The sequence below is a fragment of the Pontibacillus marinus BH030004 = DSM 16465 genome (assembly GCF_000425225.1).
In the GTDB taxonomy this organism is placed as follows: Bacteria; Bacillota; Bacilli; order Bacillales; family BH030062; genus Pontibacillus; species Pontibacillus marinus.
This window is the reverse complement of record NZ_AULJ01000008.1, coordinates 1-24,794: the sequence shown is the minus strand read 5'-3', so window position 1 is coordinate 24,794 and position 24,794 is coordinate 1. Positions and strand designations below refer to the sequence as shown.

General features: G+C 35.6%; 16 protein-coding genes and 1 riboswitch. Of the genes, 6 read left to right on the top strand and 10 right to left on the bottom strand.

What is annotated here, in order from left to right:
* Positions 1–16: 16 nt before the first annotated feature.
* The 3 genes from H514_RS0101360 to H514_RS0101350 form a co-directional block, all read right to left on the bottom strand.
* Positions 17–358 (bottom strand): hypothetical protein, encoded by a 342-nt coding sequence (locus H514_RS0101360; RefSeq protein WP_027445332.1) that lies wholly within the window; start codon positions 356–358, stop codon positions 17–19.
* A complete protein-coding gene (locus H514_RS0101355) occupies positions 355–2,646 on the bottom strand; it encodes a hypothetical protein (RefSeq protein WP_154657292.1) in 2,292 nt (763 codons plus the stop codon). The genes H514_RS0101360 and H514_RS0101355 overlap by 4 nt, the downstream gene beginning before the upstream one ends.
* A gap of 510 nt (positions 2,647–3,156) precedes the next feature.
* Positions 3,157–4,548 (bottom strand): hypothetical protein, encoded by a 1,392-nt coding sequence (locus tag H514_RS0101350; RefSeq protein ID WP_027445330.1) that lies wholly within the window; start codon positions 4,546–4,548, stop codon positions 3,157–3,159.
* A gap of 301 nt (positions 4,549–4,849) precedes the next feature.
* Between H514_RS0101350 and H514_RS0101340 the strand changes: the two genes are divergently transcribed.
* From H514_RS0101340 to H514_RS23815, 3 genes are all read left to right on the top strand, one after another.
* Positions 4,850–5,704 (top strand): zinc metalloprotease HtpX, encoded by an 855-nt coding sequence (locus H514_RS0101340; protein WP_027445329.1) that lies wholly within the window; start codon positions 4,850–4,852, stop codon positions 5,702–5,704.
* A gap of 26 nt (positions 5,705–5,730) precedes the next feature.
* Complete coding sequence (locus H514_RS0101335) at positions 5,731–6,255, top strand: hypothetical protein (protein WP_027445328.1); 525 nt, start codon at positions 5,731–5,733, stop codon at positions 6,253–6,255.
* A 1,144-nt stretch (positions 6,256–7,399) separates the two neighbouring features.
* Positions 7,400–9,280, top strand: a complete 1,881-nt coding sequence (locus H514_RS23815; protein WP_051254967.1) for an RCC1 domain-containing protein — start codon at positions 7,400–7,402, stop codon at positions 9,278–9,280.
* 246 nt (positions 9,281–9,526) lie between these two features.
* On the opposite strand, the gene H514_RS0101325 is transcribed toward H514_RS23815, so the two are convergent.
* The 3 genes from H514_RS0101325 to H514_RS0101320 form a co-directional block, all read right to left on the bottom strand.
* On the bottom strand, positions 9,527–11,599 hold the full coding sequence (locus tag H514_RS0101325; RefSeq protein WP_154657291.1) for an ankyrin repeat domain-containing protein: 2,073 nt from the start codon (positions 11,597–11,599) through the stop codon (positions 9,527–9,529).
* Positions 11,600–11,957: 358 nt separating this feature from the next.
* Complete coding sequence (locus H514_RS25125; protein ID WP_081672888.1) at positions 11,958–12,098, bottom strand: YqaE/Pmp3 family membrane protein; 141 nt, start codon at positions 12,096–12,098, stop codon at positions 11,958–11,960.
* 30 nt (positions 12,099–12,128) lie between these two features.
* Positions 12,129–13,256, bottom strand: coding sequence for a hypothetical protein (locus H514_RS0101320; RefSeq protein ID WP_027445326.1), 1,128 nt, complete (start codon positions 13,254–13,256; stop codon positions 12,129–12,131).
* Positions 13,257–13,315: 59 nt separating this feature from the next.
* Positions 13,316–13,403: riboswitch (cyclic di-GMP riboswitch) on the bottom strand.
* A gap of 254 nt (positions 13,404–13,657) precedes the next feature.
* Between H514_RS0101320 and H514_RS0101315 the strand changes: the two genes are divergently transcribed.
* Both H514_RS0101315 and H514_RS0101310 read left to right on the top strand, forming a co-directional pair.
* Positions 13,658–14,119 (top strand): hypothetical protein, encoded by a 462-nt coding sequence (locus H514_RS0101315; RefSeq protein WP_027445325.1) that lies wholly within the window; start codon positions 13,658–13,660, stop codon positions 14,117–14,119.
* A 14-nt stretch (positions 14,120–14,133) separates the two neighbouring features.
* Positions 14,134–18,699 carry an AAA domain-containing protein gene (locus H514_RS0101310; RefSeq protein WP_027445324.1) on the top strand — a complete coding sequence of 1,522 codons (4,566 nt, stop codon included), beginning with the start codon at positions 14,134–14,136 and terminating at the stop codon, positions 18,697–18,699.
* A 222-nt stretch (positions 18,700–18,921) separates the two neighbouring features.
* Here H514_RS0101310 and H514_RS0101305 read toward each other — a convergent pair whose 3' ends face one another.
* The 3 genes from H514_RS0101305 to H514_RS0101295 form a co-directional block, all read right to left on the bottom strand.
* Complete coding sequence (locus H514_RS0101305; RefSeq protein ID WP_027445323.1) at positions 18,922–19,701, bottom strand: REP-associated tyrosine transposase; 780 nt, start codon at positions 19,699–19,701, stop codon at positions 18,922–18,924.
* 113 nt (positions 19,702–19,814) lie between these two features.
* Positions 19,815–20,294, bottom strand: coding sequence for a magnesium chelatase domain-containing protein (locus tag H514_RS0101300; protein WP_027445322.1), 480 nt, complete (start codon positions 20,292–20,294; stop codon positions 19,815–19,817).
* Between the two features lie 317 nt (positions 20,295–20,611).
* Positions 20,612–22,132: a CAP domain-containing protein gene (locus tag H514_RS0101295; protein WP_027445321.1), complete on the bottom strand. Its 1,521-nt coding sequence runs from the start codon at positions 22,130–22,132 to the stop codon at positions 20,612–20,614.
* 582 nt (positions 22,133–22,714) lie between these two features.
* Here H514_RS0101295 and H514_RS0101290 point away from each other — a divergent pair.
* The gene (locus tag H514_RS0101290) at positions 22,715–23,062 is read left to right on the top strand and encodes a hypothetical protein (RefSeq protein ID WP_027445320.1); all 348 of its coding nucleotides are present in this window, start codon (positions 22,715–22,717) and stop codon (positions 23,060–23,062) included.
* Between the two features lie 110 nt (positions 23,063–23,172).
* Here the strand turns inward: H514_RS0101290 and H514_RS22195 are convergent, their stop codons facing one another.
* Positions 23,173–24,696: an IS1182 family transposase gene (locus H514_RS22195; RefSeq protein ID WP_051254966.1), complete on the bottom strand. Its 1,524-nt coding sequence runs from the start codon at positions 24,694–24,696 to the stop codon at positions 23,173–23,175.
* Positions 24,697–24,794 lie beyond the last annotated feature (98 nt).

Sequence of the window (24,794 nt, the reverse complement as noted above, 5' to 3'; positions counted from 1 at the left end):
ATGGTGTAGACGTTTGTTATGAACGTCCGATCTTATAGACTATAAACATGAAGCTCCCAAATACTATAAAGACTAAAGTAAAGAACAAACCCATATTCCCACTTGGGTCAAGGTTTGGGAAAAGTGCCCCCAATAAAATCGACACAATGATCATAGATAAGAAAAATAATCCGGCTATCACCTTTAAAGCTCCCCCAGAGGATCTTGATTCTTCTGTCTCAGAACCAACTTCTCCAACCTTTTTTCTATGGGGAGCAGGTGTTGGGTGCGATTTCTTCCTGTAGTAGTATGGTGCGGTCTTCTTAATATTCCCATATTTTCTTTGACGACTTCTTTTTGTCACTTGTTTATCTTTCATGTTAATACCTCATCTGCTAATAAGTCTGATGAATTAATTTCAGAGAAAAATGTTGTATTGATAAACAACAAAAGCTTTTCTTGTTCTACCTGAAATACCTGATAATGAAGAGGTTCAAGGTTTACGTGTTCTTTTAACATATAGGAAGGTCGGTTTTGACGTTGAACAAACTTTTTAACCCATAAGGCTAAGCTTTTATCAGACAATATATGATCGAGGTTTTCCTCAGCGGATTCAGCTTGATACCTATACTGGTCTGCTGGAATAGAAGTATTTTCTATTTGATTTATGAGTCGATCAGATACATAATTAAGCTCGTCATAAATTTTCTTAGATTCAAGTCCTTCATATACTTTAGATGTAACCTTTACAAAATGATCTTCAAACTGTTCCCCTGTTGCATTACATTCCTCACAAAAATGATATCCACCTCCATTACAATCATCACAAATTTGGATCCCATTATGACATTCTGCATTAGCACAACGTACGTAACCATCACGGCAGTTTCGGCACTCTATCGTAATATGCCCTTCTCGGTCACACTCTTCGCAATAGAATGCGCCATGGCCCTCACACCCCTCACATTTCAAATGGTCTTCAGTTGTACCGATAACAACAAGCTTTTTTTGTTCAGGATCGTACCTTTCCCATACTTTTTTAAAATAACCAGACCTGGATTTACTAGGAATTATCATCTCTCTTTCAAATAATAACTCTCCAGAAACACAATGTTCACATTTATGGGTATCTATTCCTTCACAATATATACAATCCTTAATTGTACAGTCTACTTCTTGCTCAAATGAACAGGACGGGCATTTGTAGGTACCTTCACTATTACAAACATCACATTCTACTTCATATTCCCCACAACCATCACAGGTATCACATATGGTTAAGCCTCTATCACATTCTTTACAGTCAACCCTCTTCCTTCCATCACAAGTTAAACAAGTTATTTTTCCATCTTGACAATGACTACAGTTTACCTTTACCGAGCTGTTGACGTACTCAATTTCCTTTTGATCTTGATAATGTTTTTTAAAATGCGCTAACATCTCATCTTTTGAATAGGTTGGCGAACCATATAAGGAATCTTCTACCCAATGATCAATTTCTTGCATATAATCATAAGAAGCGTGCGCTCGTACCAACATTCCTTCTGCAGCTATATCAGGAAGCGTGTTAGAACTCCAGACAGATTGGATCACATTCTTCCATTTTTGTACATTATCTTTAATTAACTCCAAGCAAAACGTTTGGAGATCTACATTGCCAGGTACCTCAATAGAATCCCACATTCTTAATGAATAAGCTTTTGTTTTTCGGGGCTCGCCTACCTCATTCGCGATCTTTTCAAGAGCTACAAATCGGGAGTTTACTATCGCATATTCTAAAGCAGATGGTTCATTCTCATATGAGTGTGTTAGAGATATCCCTTTTTTATTAAGTAGAATAACTAAACTATCCTTCTCTTCACTGACTGCCTGGAGAAGGAAATTATGAAGAAAAGCATAGTTCTCAGTAATGTCTATAGTATCTAAGAATATTTCTATTTGATCGTAATTGTTTTTTGAAAAGGCATGATCAAAAGCATTATAACCTTCATCATCCTCAAGAAATGGATCACTCCCATTCTTTAAGAACAGATTAATTATGGAAAGATCGCCATTATTCTTAATAGATTTTTGAAAACGGTCATTGAGAACTTCTCGGGCAGGATTCATAGTTTGAAATAACTTCTGCAACCCTTCTAAATCATGTTGTCTTTCACTAATTACTTCTTTTTGCTCTTCCACAGTTAACACTGCCCCATAATTCTTAAGTGTTTCTACAATGGATAAATGATTAAGTTCATATGCTTTTCGTAATAAAGATTGTTCTCCCCATTTCCCCTCTTTAACAAGAGATTCAACGTTCCGAAAACGGAGAAGGTCATTTAATATTTCGTTATGTCCATAATAGATCGCAAGCTTTAATGCATCCCATCCATCCTCTTCATAAGATAAGTTTTCAGGATCATCTTTAAAATGTTGTATGTATTCTTGAGCAAGACGTCGATCCCCAAGCATAATCACCTTTAAAAAATGTTGAGGATTGTTACGCTCAAGTCCAAGTTCCTTAAACTTATAACGTAAGACGAGATTGTTAAGGGCGTTCGCTTTTAACACTTTCTTATTCGTATCAAAACTAGAAATAAAATAAGCCATTAACAAAAAGATTCCACCTAGTGCTAGGGTTATAAAAATGAATACAGGTGAAGGAACAAAATACATTAATGCCACTGGAATGAGTAACCCACCTAAAAAAGCTCTAGCTGTATTGGAGCTATAAAATATATAACTTAAAATACCAATAAAGGTGAGAACAGGGGACAAAAAGATACTTAATAATATAATTGCAAATACACTTGCCCTCCAAGAAAAGGATTTACTATGAACCCATCCCTCCTTCGTAGATATGTGAAGTCCATGACTTCTACATGGAACACACGCAGTTTCTGAAAAAACTAACTTACTTTGGCATTCCCTACATGTTGCCTCCATTCGCTATACCTCCTTTACGATTACCATTCAGTTTACAGAGAAGGGCATTACCAAATCATTACTGCTTTTTAATCACTTTTCAAAAGGAATAGGGCTAGGATAATTATTTCAATAAAAAAATCCGAACTATAGAAAGTAGTTCGGATTTTCACTTATTTATCCCATGCTTATCATATCTAAAGGGGTAATTTGAGAAATTAGGAAGATACTAATGCGAACAAATATAATTGAATACTTGATACCTGTTTTTTACTTTTTAATAAAGACTTTCACAATATTTCTAGTCTTTTGTTTAAATAATAACTCTTTCCCATTAAAACTCACCGTAAACTCCTGACCCCACTTTTCGTTTAACGTTTTGATGAGCTCATCCACTGTTAGACCCACATCTAATTTTGTTAGGAAGGAATCAATTACTCTATATCCCTTTTCATTCCATTCATCATCTCTTAAGACATTATTAAATTCCCTCATAGTAATGGTTATCCCATCGTTATAAGAAAAAGAAGTAAGATAAAAACCAAACATGGTTCTCCTTTTACCATATACTGCAGTTTTTTCTTGCTTCACCACACTTGCATAACCTAAGTCATTATTCATACTATGGGATACATTTTCTTCTTGTGCTATATCCACGAATAACTTGTACCAATCTTTATTATTGGTTGGATCTATATTTATTTTTTTCATCTTTGTATAAATAAGAATTTTCAGAGATTCCCTATAAGCTCCCATTCCTTTTAAAACAACTTTATGACCATTGATATTTTTATGAATATCAGATCCATCTACTCGCAGCACTTTCCTCTTAATGTCTTCAACTGACGTTTCAATCCCTAAACCACGAAACACTCCTCTCGCCACTTGATCAACAACTTTATCTTTTTCAAGTTTTCTCTTCATTTCGTCGGTAATTGCTGATCTATTTAAATTATCTCTATACATTGCATCTTTAATCCCTTGCATCTTTATAGACTCACGAAAGTCATGGTTAAAATCTATAACAATACCTGCTTCAAAACGGCTAGCAAGAACTTGGTACTCTTCATCGATCCACGGGTTATCATTAATAGGTCTTCTTGTTATATACTCCATAATTGAGGCATCTTCATGGTCTTCTGCTAATTCAGCTTTAAAGGTGGATTCTATATTATTATTATCCTCATCCTTCATAGGATCTGCTATGTCTTGAAACATTTCATATAAGCCTTCAATTTCACCAATATCATAAGCTGATTCAATCTCAGACTCTACTAACTTAAATTTAAAAGTAATACCTTGACTTAAATTGGAACCACCTTGAGCTTTTACTCCACTATAAACCGTAAGCTTGTACACTTCTCCAAGTTGATATCCATTAGAAGGAGGCTTTATAATACCACTCTTCTCTCCTTTGTTATAACGTAATTCTGTGCTGATCACCCTACCTTCCTCATCTGTCACTTGTACGTTCTTTTCATTAAAGGTTTTACTTTTCATAACTTTATTAAAATCAATTGTCCATACTTTCATAGGGTTAGATATCTTAAATGACTCTAATTCCTTTAGTTCTGATTCAGCATGTACTGATGTTCCCAAAATGCAGACTAGAAAAGTAGTTACAATGAATACTTGTGTGACCATTCTTTTATTAATCTTCATATAAATCCCTCCATTAAATTTATTGTAAGGCTCATTTCATTACTGAATCATTACTGAGAGTAACTAGATCAGGTCAGTCATTAAGTCCCATGTCTTGTTGCCATTTAAGTTGGTTTTGGTCCCATTTCTTGGCCTGAAATCGTGATTGCTGACTCTCTTTTTCTTTTTCAAACAGACGAACCGTCCCCATGTTCTCTCCTAGCTAGAAAATCATGGTGACATAGTTAAATCACTATATGGTATAATTTCAAAAGACTACCATCTTAATTAAAATTTAAATGCGAAGCAAGAGGGAGTTAATATGTACATAACAGATTTCATACGAAATTTATTTAAAATAAGCAAAATCGGAGTTCTTATCTACCTTATTCTTAATGCCACTCTAATTATATTGATATTCCAAGATATCTTAACAGGTGTTATTTTTTATGTAATCTCTTTAATTCTTGCATTATCTCCAATAGGAGAGTCTCTATTAAGGTTGCAGCATGATTGTAAACCAATTCGGAGGAAAGAGCATATTGAGCGTTTAGATCCATTATTTAATGAAGTTTATACTAAAGCAAAAGAATTAGACCCTACTATTTCTGACAATGTAAGTTTGTTTATTAGTAAGGATGAAAATCCAAATGCATTCGCTACAGGCAGAAAAACTATTTGTCTTTCTAAAGGATTTTTAGATTTTACGGATAATGAAATAAAGGCAACATTAGCACATGAATTTGGACATTTATCAAATAAAGATACTGATTTAATCCTTGTTGTAACAGTAGGAAACATGTTAGTTTCATTAGCTTTTACAATTTATAAACTAATATTTATGGTAGTAGGAATGTTTTTCAGTTATCTTAATGAAGATATAGGTTCAAGAATTATTACAATCTTCATTGACTTATTGTTAACTTTTATGGTGTTTATATGGACTAAGCTTGGAACGCTTCTTGTGCTAAAAACTATAAAGAAAAATGAATATGAGGCTGATCAATTCGCTTACAAGTGTGGTTATGGAATGTTGCTAATACAAGTACTTGATCAAATGAATGAACTAGAATTCAATAAGTCTTCTAAGGGGTTGTGGGCAACATTATCATCAAACCACCCTGATGCAGATCAACGTATAGGAAGTTTGCAGTTTTATAGTCAGACAGGCACTTAAAAAACCGCATTAGGAGCGTAGTAAAAATGGTTATTGAATCAGAAGTATGGATAACAGCAATTTCAGGACTTTCAGGAGCAATTATTGGCGGCCTAGCTTCTTATTGGGGATCACATGTCGAAATAAAACATCAGAATAAATTACGTGAAAAAGAAGATTTAGAAATAAAAAAAAGAACATCAGAAATGATTAAAAGCTTCCTGATAGAGGAATTAAAAATGAATAATGATAAAATTAAAAACTTGAAGCCTTATTTAGAATTAGACTATGACACCTTTATAGCAGATTATCAACAAACTGATATTATATTGCCTAACGACTTACGTGTAAATGAATTCAATAATTTGAAATACGAATTAATAAAGATCAACATAATTCCAGTTAAAAATATATTTAATTTTTACAGAATGTTTGAGTTAATTAATAATACCAATAAATTGAATGTAGCATCTAAACATGAATTTAATTACATAAAAATTAATCAAGAAAGATTAGAGAGCTATATAAACACATATGAAAAGAGGTTCATGGACCTTTATGGATCTATTTAATTATTGTACTCTGTACTCTTAGTTTCTAATTATATAGAAACAACTTATTCCCCAGCTGGTGTAGCAAGCACTATAGCTGCTTTGATTTTTTTCATATTTATCCTCTATATTAAATTTCATCATATACTATTAAAAGTTTTAACCATTTGTCATTATTCCAAATAGGCTGCGATCAGTCCAAAATAGCCGCCAAGCAACAGCTAGCGGCTATCTAGTATTCACCAGATCATAGGGACGGTTCTTTTGTTTGTTCATATTAATCAAAAATATTATATAATTGTAATAAGCAGTATCCCAAATAATGAAATTACCAATAATCCCCCATTTGACATAGGGTTATTGATGGTTTTTCTACTTCTTTGGGTTTTGTTATGTATATTTCATCTAATGAAACTCCATTTCCTCCCCTTTTTCTTTTAAAATATTGATCAATTGCCCATTGAGCTGTTAAATTTTGTGCTTGAGTATGATCCCCCTTTCTTCCTTTTTCTATCTGCTATCTCTCTAGATTCTTCAAAGCATTCATAACATAAAGCATCTACTACACCATTACGATGTTACATCGAGTTCTCTACCATAAAACCTCCGCAACCACCACAACGGGTGAACCATGTTTTGACATTGATCCCTCCCTTCAAATTTGCTGAGGAACTACCAAGTGTTGCCCAAAAACTCTTTTGTTCTCCTTACTTCCTCAGTTAATCTTGTTCTTACCTCTTTACTTTCTATTTGATCTAAAGAATAAGTAACATTTTCTATTGCCAAACAAAACACCCCAAACTATATTTGCTTTTATTATTGTCGATTTTCCTCTTCTTGTTAAGTTATCCATTAGAATGAAGACAGAGGTTGTGTATCATAGGAACGGTTAGGTCGATCTTACTACTTACAGCAAACCTCTTAGGTTCTCACCTTATATGTTTACATAGTAAATACCGCTTATTTGTCATTTAATTCATATAAAATAGCAGCATGTTTTTTGTATATAAAAAACATTATAATAGAGAGCAGTAAGCACACTTGGGTCTACATTTAAACGCTTAACTGGCCACAGGGATGATGGACCTATCCCTATTAATCTAACTTCCATTTTAACCTTATGATACAATAGTCTTATAATAAAAGAATGGAGGAAATAATACATATGAAGAAATTATCATTCATCCTGTGCCTTATACCCTTCTTAGGCATTACAGTGGATGAAAAGGTTAATGCTAAAGGCATGACAATTATATTTAATGGGGACAACATAAACCTCAGTTCCCCTATTATTGTAGAAAACGAATCAATTCTCGTTCCTTCACATGACATTTTTGAAGCTTTTAACGCTAAAGTTGAGTGGGTTGATGGGAACAAGAAAATCAAAGCAACAAAAGATAATCAAATGTTATGGGTCATCATGGACAGTTATGTAGGATTCATAGATGGTAACGTCGTGAAACTTCAAACACCTGCTAGAATGAAACAGAATGTTAAATATGTACCTCTCAAATTTGTTTCAAATGCATTCAACTTAACTGTAGACTGGAACAAGCAATCCAACACCATCTTTATTAAAAAAATAGAAGACGGGATAACGAAGGAATTTGTCCCTGATAAAAAGAATACTTCTAAGGTTATAAAGGCTGTCGCAGGTCGGTTTTTTTCCATGGCCCTAAGAGAAGATGGGACCGTAACAGCCTGGGGATCCAATTATAATGGTGTATTTGGAGATGGTACGAAAAAGAATCGAATGTACATAGATAGTGTTGGTAATGTGAGAGATTGGAAAGACGTTGCAGCAGGAGCTTATTCTGTAGCCCTCATTAAAGAAGATGGCACCTTGTGGACCTTAGGTATGAATGATGTTGGCCAACTGGGTGACGGAAGCTTTAACGACCGAGCTACCCTTAAACAAATTGGTACAAGCAATGATTGGGACCGTGTCTATTCAAAATCATGGCATGTAGCTGCCATTAAAAAGGATGGAAGCCTATGGATGTGGGGGATGAATTCAGCTGGGCAGTTGGGCGATGGAACGCTAACTAACCGAAGCACTCCAGTGAAGGTTGAAGGGAATGATTGGGAGTATGTTGCACCCGGTTTCGCCCAAACCCTTGCAATTAAAAAAGATGGAACGCTCTGGGCTTGGGGGCATAACCGATCAGGACAATTAGGGCTAGGAGATTTAAATCGACGAACAAGGCCAACTCAAGTTGGTACGGGGCAGAATTGGAAGGACGTTTCCGTTGACATAAGCATGGCTTTAGCCATAAAAGAGGATGGAACACTTTGGGCCTGGGGAGATAATCGAAGTGGACATATAGGTAATGGTAAAGCAGAGTTTAAGAAACTCTATAAGTCCCCTGTTCAAGTTGGAAACGAATCAGACTGGGAAACTGTATCTACTGGTCAATCAAGTGTATTTGCTACAAAAGAGGATGGTTCACTCTGGGCTTGGGGAAAAGGGAGATTAGGAAATGTTTCTGATGGAACTTACTTTTCAAAGATGTCTTATGTTCCTATTCAAATCGGTCAAGACCAAACATGGACTTCCGCTTCAGAAGTCGGTGCAGAGGGCAAACACACCTTAGCCTTAACGGCAGATGGAGAAATATATGGTTGGGGAATGAATACAATGGCACATGCAATCAATGGTACATTTATAGAACCACAGGTCCCAACTAAAGTTAATCAAGCAGGTTCTTTGAAGTTTACAAAAGAGGAAAGCCATGAACAAGAGTATAAAGCTTTTCCAGCTAAATCTGATATCTCTAAAAATAAACAATGGACAATAACATTTAATAATCCTATTCAAAAAAAGTATATCAACCAGCAATACATCTTTTATATGGATGGAAAAGGTGAAAAGATCCCCCCAGAAAATGTATTCAGCCATTCAAAAAAACAAGTTAAAGTCTCTCCTGTAGAGGGAGGGTTTAACTCTGGAAAAGACTATACGTTGGTTATTTCACATAAAATAAAAGGTGTAAATAGCAATGAGATCACGAACGGAGTTAAGATTGACTTTACTATTAAACCTTAAGGATATAGCAAATATACGAAGGTTCCAGAAAAATAATTTTTAGCTATTTTTACAACAGATCTATTTAACTAGCAATAAAAAGAAGTCCTACACTCTTCAACAATTCTTCTGTAGGGCTTCTTAATTTATTGCTAAATATATAGGCACTATGTAATAAGTTCCTTGACGTTCTGTAGTAATTTAAATGGAAAAGATGTAAAAAAAGATGAATATATCGGGAATTAGACGCCTTTGTCCCTATTCCAACTATCTGTAAATCCTATTAACGTACTTCGGTAATTGACCGTAATCATTTCTTATATCTTGGTTCGCACCCATATTTATTAAAAGTTCAATCATAGGTTTATTACTAACTTTATATGCGGTATGTAAAGGGGTTTCATTAAAGTCATTCTTTTGATTTACATCTGCCCCTTCTTGCAGCAGATACTGTGCAAAGCTTTTTTTCCCTTCAAGAATTGACTTAGCCAATAAGCTATCCCTATGACGAGTCGATAGAACCTTTGAGTTTAGACTTATTCCGTTTTCTAGTAGCAATCTAAACATTTCATAATGACTGTGTTGTAAAGCTAAACCAATTGGAGATTCTTTCTTCTTATATAATTTCCTTAAATCAGCACCAAAACTCACTAATGATTGGAATATTCTACTGTTATTATCCATAACACAAAGATGAATAGGTGTTTCTTGTAATGAGTTTAACTGATTCGGATCGGCACCTCTCACCAAAAACTTCTCCATCATTTTATAGTTACCGTTTTTATAGAGAAACGTAAGCACAGTATCGTTATCTATATCAACATTCAATACATCCTTACCATAGCAATCTAGAACATGGTTTATTCCTCGATCATCGTTTTGATATAGGGCTTTTTCAAAGATCTCTAATGCCAAATCGAAATCTGATGGTAATGAATACCCTATACCAATCATATGTCGAATAGCTTGATAGTCATCTAATTTCAGTGCTTGTTGGTAGCAATAGACTACACAAGAATACAATCGTTCATCATCATTTAAAGCTTCTAAAAATATCTTTAGATACTCATACAACTTCTTCTCCAGAGCGATCTGTAATGCTCTCTTTATTTCGTTGTCGGATAATTTATATCCATAGTTCATAAAGTGGTTCACCATATGTAAATTTTCATTTTCAAGAGCAGCAGAAACATATTCGCTTTCTATCCTAACTTTGTTGGTCTTAAGAGCTTTACCTAACAAATCATGATCATTCGATTTCAGGAGAGGATTCATAAATATATTTGGATCAGCATTTATTTCTTCAATAAAAAATTCTATATCCGATGGGGCAGTCACTTTCTTTAAATATCTCGTGATCTTTCTCTTGATATTTTCATAGTCAGTAGTTTCATATAACAACCTAAAGCACCACTTCTCATTCTTTAGCAAGGGTCTCCAAGGCTGTATTTTAGAGAACATAAGATCAATTGGGCACTTATTGTCATGGTTTTTTAAATTAGGATCAGCACCCTGTTTGATCAGGAATACAATAAAACTAAATTTTGTCTTTGACGGTATTTTTTCCATTTCTTTGTAAAGCTTCGTATTCCCTTCAGTATCCCGACTATTAATATCAGCGCCTGCCTTTATAAGAATCTTAACTGTTTCCTCATCCAGAGCTAACATCATCAGTTTCTCAAGATTTATACCATGTATGTTTGCAAGTATAAGTTCTAATAAACCTTTATCTTCCTCATTATAAGGTCGAATATACCATTCTTGGTATTCAGTATTTTCTACTGTCTTGTGGAACCCATTAGAAATTAAGTATCTAAGGGTGAGATAATTCTTTCCTCTTAAAGCCTCTTTTAATATAGTTGGAGGCAGTTCTGCTCCATTAGATAAGAATAATTTCAGATATTCAACTGAATATTCTCTTCCTACGACATTCATCAGCGACGCATTAGGAGTTGCCCCCAATTCCAGAAGTTTTTCACAAATCTGATAAGAAGATCGCAACGCTCTACCTAGTGGAGAACCGCCACTACCGACTTCATTCACATCAGCTCCATACTCCACTAACAATTCAGTAGCTTCTAATAATTCAACATCCCCGCACACCATGTTAAGGGGGGTTCTTTTGCCAATCCCTTCTTTGTTCGGATCAGCACCATTTTCAAGTAAGTAACGAATGTCACCTGTGTTGCCATTTTTACAAGCTAGCGTTAAATAAGTTGAATTTGGATGAAAAAATCTAAACGGCTTATTTAGTAATTTTTTAGCCATTTGTTTATTATTATTCTCGATAATGGTTTTGGCTTCTTCCATTTTTTCTCTATAGGGAGTCAATGTATTCACCTTTCTCTCTTGATCTATTAGGTAATGAGAAACAATAATGAAATATATTTTAGCAAATTTTTGTTGAAAAAGGCCTGAGTCAAAACTATAATACTTTTCTCTAGCTGCTCCTCCGTAGTAAGTTCTTTTGAAGAGGGACGTCCACTACGTTCCTTGTAAAAGCCCTCTTCCCCAAATTTAAGATAGGTTTCATCCCAGTGTCCAAAGCACTTTTGAGGTTTATTGACAGTTCAAATTTATCACCAATGGTTTTCTAGTAGATAGTACAAAGGGCCTCCCCCTAATTTGGGTAGACCCTTTTATTTTTGTTTAATATTTAATGTTCAGTACGATTTCTAATGACTCATCTTCCTGATTATCATCTACTACTATAAAGTGCATGTATTATAGCTGGAAAAATGAAAAATAACCATAGCAATAGATTCAACAAAGCTTTTTTGGGTTTTCCTAACAGCATTATAGCAGCTGGCGGGAAAAGAATTGCTAGAGCATATATCAAGTTTTCCCTCGTTTCATACTTCAAATACTTTTACGGGATAATTTTTGTTGGTCTAAATGACCAAAATGTGTGTCTTCTTAAAAAGTCATTAGTGTAAAGTACACCTTTTTCAGCATTCCAATCAAAATAAGTTACCTTAATCTTGTAGTCTAAGGCTGAGGAATGTACTATATATTGCACTTTATCCTTGCCTTTTAATTTCATGAATCCCATTTTATCTATTAGAAGAACTTTACCGTTATCATAATCTATATCAGTAAAAGGGTAATTAGATTGGATTGATGTATATTTAACTATATATGATAGTTTATCTAACACCTTATGGTTATTTTTCAAATCTTGGGTATAATAACCCTCGTCATCATTAATTATTAGTTTGTCATCTTTAATATAAGCCAGCATTACAGGATTTTTATAATTATCTCTATTATCTAAAAGAACACGTGCTAATCGTTTTGTTCTCTTTTCCTGTATTAAAAGAATATCATTTACTTTTCTATATGGACTTTCTATTTCTCGACGTTGCACAAAAACAATTTTATCGTCATGAAATGTAAACCTAGGAAGTGATATATTCTTAAAGTGTAAAATAGGATCAAAATATCTATCTTCATATTCTGATGGTTCTCCCATTGGCATTCCAGTAGCATTATCATGAACAACATAACTATTGTCATTGCCGAGATGAGTCTTTGCTAACCCAATATGAAGGAGTTCATCTTCTTCTTCATTCACTTTAAAAAGGATTGAATATGTTTCCCCTACTACATATTGTCCTCTTAACTTTTTTCGGTCTGATTGGGCATCACGAAAGATCAAGCCTGAAACATATAAATCACCGTCTTTTATATCCATGTCTCCTAAAATAAAACTATTAATAGAGTTATTAAGATGAAGGTCATATGGCTTAAGTTCATCTTTTAAATTATTGAGCTCATAGAGAGTACGAGATTTGCCTTTTTTCAATTCTTTTATTTTTCTATTATAAAAGTACACCATTCGATCTTTTTGTGTTATGAAACCTTGCAGCCAAGCGCCAGACTTCTTAGCGCTATCTTTCTCTGGAAGAGGGTAATTCATATATAATATTTCCGCAGATGCTGACATAGGTACTAATACAACTAAACATATCATAATAAGTATAATTTTCTTCCACATGTTTCTTCTCTCCTTTAATAAAAAAACACATACCGATAAGGTCGATACGTGCTTCCTTCCTCGGCAACCAGGCTACCATAACAGAATGATGCATTAGGCCCTATAGCTTTGCGTCCTTATCTTTCAATAAGTTTGCTTTTCTCAAATTAACCATCTTTAATTAGTACAATGTTACCATGAAAATAGTCGTGTTGCCAAAAATTATGAAGTTTAGCAGTAATAGTAACACCGGTAGTAACACCGGGACGGTTCTCGCGTTTGTATCTTTTTCACAAACAAAAGAACCGTCCCCATGTTTTGTTTCCATGTTTCAAGCCCCCGTAACTTCATCACATGCTATTGACATATACTTGTCCATTAGCACATATATTTATTTCGAACAAATTAAAGGAGGACTTTTTATGGATGCTATTGGATGGTTTTTGTTATTACTGATATTGTTTTACTGCATATTTCTAGATGAACTAGGAATTGTGAATCTAAGTCGGTTCTTTAAAGTAAACCCACAAAAGTTGAAAGCACACAATGTGTCTGTGTGGAAAAGAATCTTAATACTTCATAGCGGGGTAAGTTTAAATGTACTTTCTTTTTTTCTTTTTTATAGTATTATTCATTTCTGTTCGCCAATCTTCTTTAATGAAAGCATTAGTCTAAGTCAGATCAATGAATTTTCCTCCACTTACTCATTAATTGATTTGGTTTCCAATATGAATAATAGTCCCGCCACTTTACTAACAGTATTATTATCAGTTCACTTGTTTGGAGTTATCTTAATCTTAGCCCTTAACCTTGCAAGAACCATAATTTCACTTGTAGATTCTGCTTTTGATTTTCTTCAGAAAAAATTTGGCTTTTTTGATTGAGAGGATGACGGATATTGGCTATATTTTCATATGAACCTTCCCCTTCTATGGAAGGATTAGACTATGTAAAATCCATACTACCCTTTATTGGAAACATTACTCATTTCGAAATTCATAGCGATGATACACCCTATCACATTGCGAGCATTAAAAACTCACATCATTATCATGAGAATCACTATTTTACAGATTTAAAAGAATTCAACCGAAATAGGCATCAATACTCCTATGAAAACCACAATGAATACCACTTTATACTAAAAGATGATTCAGGAAATCAAATATGGCTTAGTAACATGTTCGGAGGCACCAGTGAAACAAAACATATCCTCAATGTTCTTGGACTTAGAGACTATTTTAACCTCAAACATAGAGATCACCCGTATGTTTTTACAAATTTAAAACCTAATCATGATATTAACCTTTTGATACCTGATGAAACTGATCACCCCAGATTTATCTTTAACTTAGGATGCGATAAAGCATCACATAGATTTAATTTCTTATACGACTTAAAGTTTTATGCTTATACTAATGGATTGGTTTATAACTTTGATTACAAGGGTTTAGAACCTTATTTTCCAACAAATACAACAAACATTGATGTAGATTGTAATGATTATGCTATGAACTTTAGTTGTAAACCTAGATTCTTTATAGATAGTGCGGAAGACTTAGTGGGTGTAATAAAAGATCTTTCCCATAAACATGAGCTGTCCTTTGACTATGAGGAACATATACGCGAGTCATTACCACACGAGCCCAGCAGAAAGAAAAAAGTATCTGTCTCTAGTTTATCTAACTATTTTTTTACTGGTTGTGATCGACAACTTTTTCTCAATAGTAAAACCAATAAAGAACTTGAGGAACTGAATATTAAGCGTACCGAAGCTAATGGGATTCAACAGGAAGCGGGCAATCAATGGGAACAACAGATCCGCTCTGAACTAATTGTAAAAGGTCATAAAGTATCAGATAGTACCATTGATAAACATAGGGATATTACCTATCAACTCGAAAAATTTCTTCATCAAAAAAAACGTCTAAATCTTGATAAACACAACTATTATATTTACTCTTCTATTTCTACTGTACCTGAAGAATTTTATAAAGAGTTTAAAGAAGAAAATTTACCCACTATAAAACCCATTGAAATAGATTTTATTGAAATTTCAAAAGATGATGTACACGACGATCAATATAATCTACGTGTAATAGATGCAAAGTCTTCAGAGGAAATAAAACCATCCCAAAAGATTCAAGTAACTCTATATACTATGATTTTAGAGAAGATTATTGAGCACACCCCAACACTTAGCCATCACTTTAAAATTCGAAATAATAAAGGCGGGATTTGGACAAAGAATAACGTCAAAACTTACGAAACATTCGACCTCCTCCCTGTAAAAGAGGTGGTTCATGCCTTCTTCAATAAAGAATTGAGTGACATAATTAACACCGACAATCAAACTTACGCTCAAGATCTTAACTATCATATTTATAGACAATGTGAAAATTGTTCTTTTTTAAAGCACTGTATAAAAACCACGGAAACAGACCAGCATATATCGCGACTTCATGATCTCAGCCCTTATACAAGTCGTTTTTTAAATTCGCTCGATTCAAGCTACATTCCAAATGGGCAAGCTTCTTCTACTCTTAGTACCTTACAATTTTTAATAACAGAAAATCCAGAATTACTTGCAAAGAACGATAGTTTTTTCAAGAGGCGTGACGGCTTGGAGAATGAAATTACATCACTTAACACCAACAAAATCATTCCTACAAATCAAAAATTGGTGGATATGCCCAAGAAAGAAGATAACAGTGTGTGCATAACAATTGAAAAAGATCCTATTAGCGGTAGCTTTTTTGGTCAAAGCTTAGTTGTTTATAGTGAATCATTTCAATTAAAGAAGAGTTTCGGTCCACTAATCCCAGAAAGTGTGGAACTTTCATATGAACTGAACAAAGAGTTTGTAGATGAATTTCATAAAATTATTCAAGATATAATCTATAGGAAAGAGACCTTTCATTTATATTTTTATACTAGTTATGAGAAAGATCTTTACATCGATTTACTATTACAGATCATTCAAGATGCCACAATAGAACATTCTATTAAAGACAAAGCAAAAGCTCTTTTATATCTCTGTTACTCTCACAAGCTATTAGAAATAGGAGGCCCCAATACAGAGGAACAACTGAATGACTTTGTTCCATATCCCTATACTATTGTTCAACAGGCAGTTCAAAGGTTATATGCATTGCCAATCCCTTTTGCAAACACTATAAAAGAAGTATCGCAACAATTTTATGAATATTTACAGGGAATAGTGGGTTATCGCACCCTTATAGGAGCTCCTATTGAAGACCGTAACGGTTTATTATCCCCTTTATCAGGTCGTGTCAAAATTGATGCATTATATTCTTACTGGGATGGGGAAAAAGAAAAGGAGCGAGAGCTTTCTAAAATTAAGTCAATTTTAGAAGCTAAACAGCATGCGTTATCCCTAATAGTCTACTCAATAAAAAAGCTTTGTGGTGACAGACTTGTACTTGATGCACGTTTTAAAACCTTTCCGATTGAGACTGAATATTCTAATAACCTGAGTGAGAAACTTGCTTTTATAACAAACTATGAATCCTATATACAATTGCAGGATTTAGTGAAACAGCGACAATTACCTATTGAAGAACAAATTCATAAGGGAAATGTTTTGCATGTTAAATATAAGGGTGAAGAGAATAATATAGCGAAATTTAACATCTTAAATGATACAGGTATAAAAATGTATTCACCATTTAATAGATGGATGATTTTGAACGATGACGAGAAGGGCTGGGTTGAGCTTAATAAAATTAAAGATAATACCATGAGCCCATTAAATCCAAAAGAGGTCAATCTTAGTGAGAGATGTATATATTTCAAAGCAAGTAAATTGCCAAATCAATTAAAATCCAATGAAAATTATATATTTGCACCTATTTATTTTAATCCTATGAGAAAGAGAACCTTGAAAGCCATTAGAGAATTTGACAATAATCCTGAAGAAAGTTATCTCTTATTGCAAGATCCAAATAAATATCAACAGCCCATTAATAATTCTATAGATAACGACTATTGGGAGGAAGCGAAAGAATTAGTAAATTTCACAGACGATCAACTAAACACATTCAAACATTTAGTTAATAACAAGCTTACTCTTCTCTGGGGTCCTCCTGGTACCGGCAAGACAACCTTTATTTCACTAGCGTTGGTATTGTTTATAAAACTTTATCAAGAACAAGATAAAGGGTTAAATATTTTGGTGAGCGCCCAAACGCATACAGCTATCGAGAATTGTTTGGCAAAGATAATTGATGGTTTGAAAAAGTTTATTACTGACTTAGACTTAGATCAAATAGGGGTATGTAAACTTGACGGGTTAAAAGAAAGTAAATCTGATGAGATAGCTAACGCTTTTCCAAACTTTGTTAATTTGGAATATCAGAGTAGAAGAAATATATACGATGATTATCAAGACTTTCTCGAGGATTATCCAATTAGTATCACGGGTACAACACTTTCTCAACAACAAAAAATAAAGGAAAAAGGTTATGAAGTTAATTACGATCTCATTATTATTGACGAAGCATCTCAAGTAAAACTAACAGAAGGGCTAATGGCCACAACCAAACTTCATAATTCCGATAGTGCCAGGCTACTCCTTGTAGGGGATCATTACCAACTCCCACCTGTTTTTAAAGGTGACTTTCAAGAGAAAGAACCATTCTCTACCCATTCATTATTCAGTTTATTATTAGAGAAACATCATATTGAGCCTTGTCAGTTATCTGACAATTTTAGAATGAATGATTACATTTCTTCTTATTCCGCAAAGAAGATTTATAACACTGATGACAAGGACTACAAAGCACCTGAACGTTCAATAGCAGAACAAACTTTAGATCAGTCTAAAATTCGTAAAGATCCTAATAGCTATACATCGAAACTTTTAGATCCGCAGGCACCATTAACCCTCGGAATTACAAAAGGTGCCTTAGCTCGACGTGATAACGAAGTCGAAGCTACGATTATTCTTGAAACAGTGAAGAAACTAGTTTGTTACTATAGTGGCAAACCATTCAAAAATCAAGCAAACATCAATGAAGATATTTGGAAAGGGAATCGTTTGTTTATCGTCTGTCCTCACAAAGACCAAATTCAGCTGGTTAAGGAAAAGTTAATTGCTAATCATATACCACTTCCCAATATCGGAACGGTAGATAAAGCCCAGGGCCAAGAAGCTGAGGTAGTCATCGTGAGTTATGGTATAACCGATGAAGAATTGGCTGAAAGGGAAGCTGATTTTCTTTATAGTTTAAAAAGGCTTAATGTCTCTATGACACGAGCTATGAAGAAACTAATCTTACTCATACCTGATACCTTATTTAAACCAAACTATTCTACTCTTTTGGAAGAAAGAAACATCCATAATTATAGCTTTTTCTTGGGTATTAAAAATCATTTAAATTATACTGCCCCTAGTTTTCATCATATAAGCGATAGAAATATTACTTTAGAAATTTATCAATAAACCCAATACCTTATACCATAGGAACGGTTCTCGCTGTTTGTGAAGTTATAAACATACGCGAGTACCGTCCCTATATTTGTGCAAGCCCCTGAAGAACGACTGAAAAGAGGTTTTGAGATTAAGAACATCTCTATTAAAAAAGTGACATATAGGAACGCCCTCACGTTTGTGGATTATTTCACAAACAGAAGAACCGTCCCCATATCAAGCCCTGTTCCCATATCAAGCCCTGTTCACCAAATAAACCGAAACACCAAGAATCCTAGCTGCCTGACGCTGTGACAGCCCTTCAATTTTCTTCACCCTTTTCAGTACCTCATCCCGCTCCCTCCCCGGAAGCGACTTCACCTGTGGAATCTCTAAATCGCCAAGCACCTCCATAATTTCACCTCTCGCCTCCTCGTCTCTTAACCGGACTCGCTTCTCTCCCCATGCACTCAAACACTTATCGTCACACTGCCGCTCATGAAACTCCTTAATCAGCATTTGAGCTTTTTCTTTCTCCGGGGAAAATAGAGCGAAGACTAATGACGAGGTGAGAAGGTCCACTGGATAGGAACGCTTTCCATAATAATTACTACAACTGCTCCACACATACTCCTCCGGTCCACGGACAAGACCCGCTTTTACAGGGTTCATATGGATATAACGTACGACCGTCGCAAGATAGCCATTCGTTTCAACGTTCTCGCTCTTGAATCGGTCCTGAAACAGATGACCGTTTGTCCCGTATATCCAGTTGTAATATGAAGCATAGCTGATTCCAAGCCGCTTCATCAGATCCGATATAGTCTTGTCTTTCTCCTTTAGCAAAAGGTGCACATGGTTATCCATCAGACACCAGGCCAGTACCTCAATATCATTTTCGATCTTGTATCGTTTCAATGTTTCCAGAAAACGTAGTCGGTCTTCCTCCTTATGAAAAATCTCCTGACGGTTCGCTCCTCGTACGATCACATGGTAAATGCCGCTTCTACTCTTTTTTCTCGCTCGCCTTGGCATAAATTCCCCTGCCTTAAAAAAAAATCCTGTTCACATTCAAACGTTTCTTCATGATTGGGACGCTCGGGTAAAAAATGAAGCTTAGACTGACCAGAGAGATGATCGATGACGTCCTAGATATGCGAAATGTACACAAGCTCAAGTCCTCGTACGCTTATATCAGGTACATCAGGGTCAAATGGCAGAAATAGACGCTCGATACCCAACCTCCCCGCCGCAAGAACTGCTGCAGTCATTCCTTCAACAGGGATCACAGACCCATCCAGAGAAACCGCACCGATATAAGCTGTATTCTCTGGAATCTCTCCTTTCAAAAAACCTCCACTTTTAAGCACGCCCAGAGCAATTGCAGGGTCAAACAGAGGTCCGTTCTTTTTTTGTTCCCCAGGCGATAAATTGACCACCTTCTGATCAACAAGCGAAAAACCAAGATTCCTGACCGCCGCTGAAACCCTTTCCTTCGACTCCTTCACCGAAGCATCCGGCAGCCCTACAACTACCATCGACTCAACACCTTCCGTCACTTCCGCTTCCACCTGGACCCGGTATCCATCAAGTCCTTTCAATCCAATACATGTTACTTTTGCCGACATTCGGTTGCTCCTTCCGAAGAGAAACAAGCTCTCCTCCGTTTGATTGTGTGACTAGTTTACACGTTTATCTTTGGAAAGGCGAATGGGTCTTTTTCGATTTTATGGGGAGGAAATATAGTCAAAAGTGATTTTTCTTTTAGTTAAATTGATCTTTTTCCGTCCTTTTATGGGATGAAAAAGCGAAATTGCAAACGCGGGAAGCAAACGCGGGGACGGTTCTTTCGTTTGTATCTTTTTTCACAAACAGAAGAACCGTCCCTATGTTATTCCCTCGAAGCGACGACGGACCTGTCCCCGTGGATCTACCCAGTGTCCCACTACTTACTCAAACGAAAATTCATTTTTACGCCCCGCTCAATATTCTCACCCATCTTGGTTTCGATGCCTGGATGGATGATCAGGCTGTATTGCTGTCCAGATTGATAACCATCAATAGGAGCTTTCACCGCACCCTTTTTTGTCCCTTCTTGATATTGAAGTGTTATCCCTATTGAGTTTCCATTTCCATCTAATACAGTTACCTTCTGATAAGAAAAGTCATCTTCATCCATTTCATCACTAAATTGGATAGTCCATTCTTTAGAGGGATCTTCAATGGTCCTATCAGATATGTTGGTGTAAGCATTCATGTCTACATTCCTTTTAAGTTCTTCAATTTGATCACAATCTGATACAACTTGTCGTACATTTTTCTTGATCCATTCGAACTTAACATTATTGTTTTGCTTCAAATATTCTCTATCACCAATTCCATAGACCGGTTCAGCTCGGGCAGTTAGTCCTTTGAAGTAAATGCGGAGTTCTTCTCCTGGTTTGATCATTCTATCAAAACGCATCTTCTTCGTTTGTGGATCTAAGTGATAAATTTTGGTTTCTTTAAGGACTTGTAATGTGCCTAACTGTCCATCTTTTATTGCTTCTCCATTCTTGACGACACGATTTTCATACCTTTTACATTTTAATATCTGTTCAAATTGTTCTTCCCGCTGCCTTACTTTTTCAGGGTCCTCCATAGTAGAAAAACTCCAAGTCTTATGATGTTGTTTACTTGAGCTATCTAACGTATAGGAGATCGAGACTGTATAAGTTTCATCGTAATCCAATTCCTGCTTAGGGTATAAATAGATATTAGCTTCATTGAAAAAAGGAATACTTTCTCCTCTACTATTGGTTATCGTTGCTTCCATTTCATCTATAAATTCAGCTGTCGAAATTGTAATGATTGTTCCAGATTTTTCTACATTAAACTGTTCTAATGGATTCGGGATTTCCATGCCATAAAAACCTATCCCAACTCCTTCTTGACCATCATACGGATAAACAGCTATGTTAGCATCTGGGTCTTGAGATGATGATGCATTTAAAACCACTGTGCCATCCTCATTGATTCCAACTCCAATTTCATCTGTATAAGGAGATGTAAAGGGACTATTGTGATAAGCTGTGGTCATCCAGCTATCAACAGCTTCGATAAGATTTTCCTTTTGAAAGCTTATAACTTCTGAAGCTCCTTTACTATATCCCGCAGCTTTAGCACGATTGTGAGCTGCAACCCCTGTGAAACCCTCTTTTCCTTCAGTTTCATCATGTACTGCTAGTCCACTATCTTCCGTATTATGTAACTCAATATAATCTGCATGGTTTTGTGCGGCTTGATTAAGAAGTGGGTCGTATTCGATTTCATTTAGCCCCATGCTTTTGCGGATTCTATTAATATACTCCAAACCCTCATTTAACTCCTGGGCTGTAAAATGGCTATTACTGTCTGCAAACACATTCGTTTTTATTGGAAAACTTATTACAAAAACAATCAATATGAGCATTATGCATTTCTTCACTTATGAACCCCCTCAAAAATTTAAATTATCCTTTATCAGGTTTATTCTACCATAATTTTGTAAGAGGAACGTAAAATAGATTCATTGTCCTTTTGTTTCCTTGATCAAACGTTTGATCAAATAAAAAAACGCCTAGTACCAATCTAAGCGGCTAAATCTTATCTTTCACTCTATCAAATACCATCTTTAGCTATATTGGCTAATTGCTCTCCATCATTCCCAAATAAAATCTCATACATTTTATAAAATCTATCCTCTAAGTTTGAATCAAAGTTTTAATACGTATCGCCAGCTCTCCCATCCCATAAACTGTTAACTGTCACTGAAATATCACTAGGTCCCATGTGATCATTTTCATAAAAAGTAAGCACAAAGTCGAAGAGAGTTCCAAAGATTTCTCGAGACAAAGCAACCCCATGGTCCAATCTATCCAACAATTGAAGATCTATATAACAACACTATTGACTTAAAGACTTGATGAATAACGCAGATGACGAAACCGTTCGTTCAGAAGCAGCAAAAGAACTAATGAACCATCTACGTAGGTAGTTCTGACACTTTATTTAATTTGGAGGGATTTACTTGTTAAAGAACACGGAAGGTAAAATGATAACTGAAGTGGCTTATAAAACGAATTACACAAGTTTGATGAAGAAACTCCCCCAAGATAAACATAGAGCAATCGTTACAGAACTAAATAGAATTGCAGATCAAGAGGAAGTTATAACCTCAAGTTGGATTCCAGGAAGTGACTGGAGAGGGACTGTCTATGAGCCTATCTGGGAAGCCTGTGGACGGAATGATGAAGTAGCAGCTAAATTTTATGGGCAAATCTTATATAAGGTGATCATAGATCATCCAGCAGAATGGTTATTCGGGAAATACGATCACGCTAGAGGGAAAACGTACTTTAGAGTACGTTCTCGTTAAAAAATGCGGGAACGGTTCTCACTGTTAGTGATATTATTCACAAACGCAAGAACCGTCCGAGATCAGTGAAAAAGTAGGCTTTTTTCGGATGAAATGGTAGGGTGAGAAGTTCAAATTGTTATATATACCATTAAATTTGGATTTGGCATCAAAAAAGAAGGAGTTTTGGAGGATAGTAGGGCTGCTATCCTCTTGAAATTAACCGCTATGGCGGTTAATTTCGCCTGATTGTCCATGCTTAAGAGGCCATACCCCCTAGCTCGGGATAGACCGTGGAATCGTTTGAGCTCCGCATTCTTTCCTTCTATGGAAGCTCGCTTTTTATACTTTTCCTTAAACGCCTCTGTCTTCTGGTATTGGGAAATGCGGTAAAATTCAGGCGTGTTTACCCCTACCGTTAGTATTCTTCTAGCCGATCTCTTGGCACACTGGTCATGGAGGGGACAAGCTTTACACTGATTCATTTCAAAATAATACTTATACCCTTCTCGTTTGCCATCTTTATTATTTGAGGTGTAATACTTCTTCTTGACTGTCGTATTTCCCTGGCTACAGTGCCATTCGTCGGCATCCTTATTGTAAGAGAATTGTTCTTCATCCATTCGGTACACGAGAGGACTCACAGGAATATATGCTTTCGCTCCAAGCGATTTGATGTCATCTAAAATATCTTTTCTGAAATAGGCTTTATCTCCGAACACTTCTTCGACACACAGCCCCGATTTCTTCGTTTCCGTCAACAAATCCTTCGTATCACTACCGTCGATTGCGGCACCATCGGAGGTGCGCACGGAGGTAATGATTCGCTCGTCTGTTGTCATCATAAATTCTGTTTTGTATCCATAAAACGATTGGTTCTTACCTTTTCTTCCTACACGAGCATCCAAATCAACAAGGGAACGAATACCTTTTTGAGCCATAAACTTCGGATCAGCCAGAATGTCCTTAGCCTCTTGAATTGCCTCAGATGTTTGTGGTTCGGTAGATGAACCTTGATTTTCGGCTTCATGAATTACTAATTCTAAATGGTTTTTCATGACGGCTTTAGCTTCTTTGTGATCTTCAATCTCTTGATAATCAGGGGTTTCAGGGATGTTGGTTAACGCCTCTTCCTTTTCTTCTTCAAAGAGCTGTTTAATGTTTCGTGCTAAATGTTTCATCATTCGTTCAGGGGTCTTTTTAATCGTATTCGCTTCGACATGGGTGGCATCAATACTGACGCCAGTTCCCTTGATAATACCTAATTCCACACACTGTTTGGTGATTTCAATCATCATTTCATCTAGTGTGGAATTACCTAGACGATGTCGACGAAATTTGCATAGAAGGCTTTTATCCGGAAGTTCATCTTCAGGATTGACGCCGATAAAATACATATAAGCTAAGTTTAAGTTAGCTTCCCGTATCGTTACTTCATCCGAAAGCTCGTAAAGATGTTGTATAAACAACAACTTACACATCAATTCAGGTTCTTTGGCAGGACGTCCAAAATTTGTACAGTAGGTCTCTTTGAGAAGCTCATTGATAAAACTGAAATCGATATAGGTATCAATCAATTTAAGGATATGATGTTCTGGAATTTTACTATATAATATAGAGTGAAGACTGAGTTGCTTTGGCTCTTGTCGAAGCACAAGAAAAACCCCCTCATGGTTCGGTATTTGGTCGTACTCATTATACCATGTAGGGGGTTTTTATTTTATATTGGTGGACTTTTTCACTGGTCTCGAAC